The following is a 5,838-nucleotide window of genomic DNA, read 5'->3' on the forward strand; positions in this document are numbered from 1 at the left end:
GAATGATACAGAACATATATGAAACTCATTTACATGTAAGAGATTTAGAAAAGGCGATAGATTTCTATCAAAATAAGTTGGGGTTAGCATTAGCAAGAAAACTATCCAAAAGAAAGGTGGCCTTCTTTTGGGTAGGAGAAAGTAAAAAGCAAATGCTTGGACTATGGGAAGTACATAATATTGAAGATTTTGAGATAAAACACTTTGCTTTTGGTGTAGATTTAGAATTTCTAAAGACTTCTAAATTGTGGTTAGAGAATCGTGGAATAGAAGTGGTGGGGAGCCAAGGGAAAGGAAATCAAGAGCCAATTGTCCAAAGGTGGATGCCAGCTGCAAGTGTATACTTTCTGGATTGTGATGGGAATAAATTAGAGTTTATTTCTATGTTACATGATAATCCGGATGAATTAGAATATGCATCTTATTTAAGTGAATGGGATGCGGAGCACCAAGGAAAATAAATGAGATTGTATCTATAAAGGGGGGGAAACGTTATTTTTTTGTGAAAAATATACAGAAAAGATGGACGTTTTACTTTACCAGAGTTATTCGGATTAAATGAAGAGAACTTAAAAAGATAGAGTATTGTGTTGCGGTTATATAATTTAGATTAAAACACAACGTACCTAACTAAGAGATTTATCGTATAAATTTACATTTATTTAATGTTAGTGAATAGAGAGCAAGATTGGCGCGATTCGGTAATTGTGGAGTGCGAAAAAAAGACAAAATCTCTAAAAAAACACTTAATTTTTTACTTCATCAATCTTTACAATCCCTCTCTATAATATGAATTGGACAAGCACCTAAGAGAAAGCAGAACATGTCAGATTATACATTCTATTATTAGGGAGAGAATTTGTATGAAAAAGACAGTAGCTTCATTGGCTGTTATGGCAGCTTTATTACCGACACTTTCGATGCACGCGGAAGGGAAAGAGCAAGTTCGAAAATCAGCTACAACTTTTAACGTTATTAGTGACATTCAAGGAGATTTAGGGGACTTTGATCACGTGTTAAAAGATATGAACAAAGTGACGCCACTTTCTAGAGCGCTTATTATGAATGGGGATATAACGCCAACTGGACAGCAGTCACAATATGATGATGTAAAGCGTGTGTTAAACAAAAATAAGCATCCGGAAAATGTATGGTCAACTGTTGGGAATCATGAATTTTACGCTGGTAAATGGACAGCTGATGGGAAACTCTCTCAAAATACATGGCCAAATGGTGTAACGGAAGAGACATTGTTTAATCGATATTTAAAATTTAGCGGACAAGATAAGGTATATCATAAAAAAGAATTAGATGGTTATCCGCTTTTATTTTTAGGAACTGAAAAATATATGAAATACCACGATTCAAAAATGTGGGATGAAGTATATATGAGTGATGAGCAATTAGGATGGTTAAAACAAAATTTAGAAGAGTATAGTCAAAAAGATAAAAATAAGCCGATTTTCATTTTCTCTCATCACGTTTTACCTGATACAGTATCTGGATCAAGACAAAATCCATATTTACAAGATTATTTAAACGTTGATAAATTGTACGATATATTAAAAGACTATCCGCAAGTAGTTTTCTTTACGAGTCATACACATTGGGATTTAGACTTACCAGATTGGGCTGGTAAAAAGAAAATTACAGGCGGAGATGAAAAAGGATTTACAGTTGTAAATACGGGCGGAATTGAAACTGGTTGGATGTCGGCTGGACCAAATGGTGGCGAGAAGACTGCGCCGGATGGATATTCTTTCAAACAAGGATTACAAATAAAAGCATATGGTAACGATGTAGTCGTAACGGCTTACGATTATAAACGTGATAAGGATATAAAGAAATTATCAATTAGTGATGCAAAAATCGCACAAATGGCACCAGATGTGATGGCTGATGATAGAAATAATGTAATCGTTGGTGCAACAGAATATATGGAGTACTCTGTAGAAGGAACGAACGAGTGGAATACGTATAATCCAGGAAAACCGCCAAAATTTGATGGCGACAAAATCGTATACGTACGTCACAAAGGAGAAATGAATTTAGAGCCAGGATTAACACAGCTTCTTCGTTTTTCGGCAAATAAGTGATTGGAGAGAGCCCGCATTTAAATGTGTGGGCTCTTTTTTGAGTGATGAGAAATGGATTTTGTAAGCCGTTTTTTGTCGGTAAGTCGATATTCTATGTTGAATCGCCAGTAAAAGTAAAATATCGCCTATATAATTTCATTTACTGAATTTCGATACATTTTTAATCCAGAAAGGTGACTTCATCATTTTTCCATGTAATAATAGTATGGTTACATTTACTGTGAAAGAGTATAAAAGGAGCGTTATTGATGAATTTAGCTAAATTCCCGAGAAAAAAATATACAGAATCATATACACCAATTGAAAAATTAAACAATTTTTCAGAAGCACTTGGTGGACCAACTATTTATTTTAAACGAGATGATTTACTTGGTTTAACAGCTGGCGGTAATAAGACGAGAAAGTTAGAGTTTCTAGTTGCGGATGCACAGGAAAAGGGTGCAGATACGTTAATTACAGCTGGTGGTATTCAGTCAAACCATTGCCGTCTAACACTTGCAGCTGCGGTAAAAGAAAAAATGAAATGTATTCTTGTGTTAGAGGAAGGGCTTGAGCCAGAAGAAAAGCCAGACTTTAACGGAAACTATTTCTTATATCATTTATTAGGTGCTGAAAACGTAATTGTTGTGCCAAATGGAACAGACCTTATGGAAGAGATGCATAAAGTAGCGAAGGAAGTAAGTGAAAAAGGAAATACACCATATGTCATTCCAGTTGGTGGATCGAACCCTACTGGCGCAATGGGATATATTGCTTGTGCGCAAGAAATTATGGCTCAGTCATTTGAGCAAGGAATTGATTTCAGTTCAGTTGTTTGTGTAAGTGGTAGCGCTGGTATGCATGCTGGTTTAATTACTGGCTTTTCCGGAACGCAAAGCAAAATTCCTGTAATCGGAATTAACGTAAGTAGAGGAAAAGCGGAGCAAGAAGAGAAAGTAGCAAAACTTGTAGATGAAACTTCAGCTCACGTTGGTATCCCAAACTCTATTTCACGCGAAGCAGTTACATGCTTTGATGAATATGTAGGACCAGGATACGCTTTACCAACACCAGAAATGGTTGAAGCAGTACAGTTACTTGCGAAAACTGAAGGTATTTTACTTGACCCAGTTTATACAGGTAAAGCAGTAGCGGGACTAATCGATTTAATTAGAAAAGGTAAATTTAATAAAGAGGACAACATTTTATTCGTACATTCAGGTGGCTCACCAGCTTTATATGCGAATACGTCTCTGTTTGCGTAAGTGTGAAAAAGCATTGGATATCCAATGCTTTTTGTTTTGAATTAATGTTGAAATTTGATACAATTTCGTGAATATGCGATGATTTTTCAACATTCAATGGTAAATAACGAGAGATATATATAAAGGAGATTGATGTATGACAGAATTTTGGGAAGCAAGTTTTATAGAAAATCAAATGATGTGGGGATTTGAACCTTCAGATTCCGCAATTTTGACGAAGGACATTTTCCTTGAAAAGAAAGTGAAGGATATATTGATTCCTGGTATTGGGTACGGTAGAAATGCGAAGGTTTTTATTGATAACGGAATACATGTAACAGGTATTGAAATTTCAAAAACAGCGATTGAATTGGCGAGGGAAAATGAACTTAATGCTGATTTCTTCCATGGTTCAGTAACGGATATGCCTTTTGATAACAAACTTTATGATGGTATATTTTGTTATGCACTTATTCATTTATTGAATAAGGATGAGAGAGAGAAGTTTATTAAAGATTGTTATAGTCAGTTAAAGCCAAACGGATATATGATTTTTACTACTATTTCAAAAGATGCCCCAATGTTTGGGAAGGGGAAACAACTTGGTAAAGACTACTTTGAAATAATGGAAGGGGTAAAAATGTATTTTTATGATGTTGACTCGGTAAAACAAGACTTTGGAAAATATGGACTGATAGAAACTACGGAGATTGTGGAGCCGCATAAAAATATGGAAAGTAAACCTCCATTTAAATTTATAATGATCAAATGTCAAAAAACACTATAATTACAATTGTGTAAAAAATAGTGAAAGGTTACTTAATAAGCTTGATGTGTAAGCTACTCACTAATTATTCTTTAAAGGCGAAGTAAGGGAAGTCAAATGGCATCCCTTACTTCGCTTAATTTAGTTTAAAACATGTTTTAAACTTCCAACGAATTATATTTGTTATATAATGAATTATTGAAGCGTGAGAGGGGTGATTATATGAGTACAACATTAAGAGGGGTCATATACACAATACTCAGTATTTCTATAATATTAATAATTTTTTTAGGTTACGGATTATATTTGTATTTTAAGTGAAATGATAACTGAACCAAAGGAAAGATCAAAGAATCGAAGTGCAAAAACGTGTTGGTGATGATAATTATGAGGATTTGAAAGTAGTTACAGACAATAATCAAGTGTTGCAAGTAAAGAAAATATTAAATGATATTCATTTGAAAATAAAAAATCGGAAATGTCGCGTTCAGCTGATTATCACTTTGTTTTTCAATTTAAAAATCCGAAAATAGAGGCAAAAGCTGTGTTGTATCAAATTTGGATAAGTCCTAATAAAGATAAAGTAGAAGTAATGGCGGGGGATAATCGCTATGCTCAATTAGAAGGGAAAAATGCGGCCACTTTGTTTGAGATTGTTACGGGAGAAAAGTTAGTTGAATAAAAGTTAGTTGAATAAAAGTATATGGTACTTAACTTTTTCAGATTTTTTGTAATGATTCACTACTTGTAAGGGATTATTCAGTGTGTCTTTCTATTAAAAAGTCTAAATTTGATCAATTAAATGCGATAAAATCTTTTTAAAAATAATGAAATTTTAGGAAAAATAAGGTACACTAGTCAATGGTTTTAGTTTAAAATCGATTGACGTTAATGTATACGGGGGAAAGATTGATGAACAATAATCCAATAAATGAATCAGTTGAAGAAGTTGAGAGAAAACGAGTAAGATCAAGCAAACGTTTTACAAATTGGAAGCTTATTGCAGCGGGTGTTGGTGTAATTGTACTTCTCATTGGAGGAATGAGTTATTATCAGGCAACTCACTTCAATTCAAATGTTACGATTAATGACACCAATGTTGGTGGTTTGAGTGCTGATCAGGCAATACAGAAATTAAAAACATCTGGACTAGCAAACAAAGTTTATGTCGATCAACAACAAATTTTAGATGAAAAAGATACAAAAACGGAACTTACGGAAAAAGATTTGCCTCAAGTTAAGAAACTATTAAAAAGCCAGTGGACATTTTTCCCTTCTTCAAAGGAAAAAAATTATTCATTGCTACCGGAAAAGGCGGATCAGTATCGTAGTGAAACGATGAAAAAACTTGTAGAAGAAAAGCTCATCTCTATGAATGAAAAATTAAAAGCGCCTCAAGATGCTATGGCGAAGCTTGAACAAGGAAAAGTTGTTATTTCGAAGAGCGTTGATGGAAAACAGTATGACGTTACTAGTCTACTGAAAGATTACGACAAGCAGAAGTATAAAAGTGAAATTCATCTGAAGTCTACATACATAAAGCCTATTAAAGAAGACGATCCGATTGTCAAAAAAGAGGAGGAAGCACTACAAAATCTTCTTCAACAGTCAGTTGAATATAAAGTGCAGAATGAAGTTTATCCTTTAAAAGCGAAAGATTTAATTCAAAATGCCTCTATGTCAAAGGATATGAAAGTGACAATCGATGCAAGCGATATTAAGAATAAGATTGCTGAAATTAATAATGCTAAAT

The 5,838-nt window shown here is 33.9% G+C and carries 4 protein-coding genes and 2 pseudogenes; all 6 read left to right on the top strand.

The features are described 5' to 3' along the window. The first annotated feature begins 2 nt into the window (after positions 1-2). Positions 3-461, top strand: coding sequence for a VOC family protein (locus AB3X49_RS16520; RefSeq protein ID WP_367963422.1), 459 nt, complete (start codon positions 3-5; stop codon positions 459-461). A gap of 402 nt (positions 462-863) precedes the next feature. After that, positions 864-2,096, top strand: coding sequence for a DUF4073 domain-containing protein (locus AB3X49_RS16525; protein ID WP_367963424.1), 1,233 nt, complete (start codon positions 864-866; stop codon positions 2,094-2,096). Positions 2,097-2,344: 248 nt separating this feature from the next. Further along, positions 2,345-3,340 (top strand): D-cysteate sulfo-lyase, encoded by a 996-nt coding sequence (gene cuyA / locus AB3X49_RS16530; RefSeq protein ID WP_002066210.1) that lies wholly within the window; start codon positions 2,345-2,347, stop codon positions 3,338-3,340. A gap of 136 nt (positions 3,341-3,476) precedes the next feature. Continuing rightward, positions 3,477-4,106, top strand: coding sequence for a class I SAM-dependent methyltransferase (locus tag AB3X49_RS16535; protein WP_367963427.1), 630 nt, complete (start codon positions 3,477-3,479; stop codon positions 4,104-4,106). 320 nt (positions 4,107-4,426) lie between these two features. Beyond that, positions 4,427-4,767 (top strand): annotated as a pseudogene (locus tag AB3X49_RS16540) (YhfM domain-containing protein); the annotation flags it as partial. 230 nt (positions 4,768-4,997) lie between these two features. Continuing rightward, a pseudogene (locus tag AB3X49_RS16545) lies at positions 4,998-5,838 on the top strand (L,D-transpeptidase family protein); the annotation flags it as partial.

It is taken from the genome of Bacillus sp. C30 (assembly GCF_040838255.1).
GTDB lineage: Bacteria > Bacillota > Bacilli > Bacillales > Bacillaceae_G > Bacillus_A > Bacillus_A mycoides.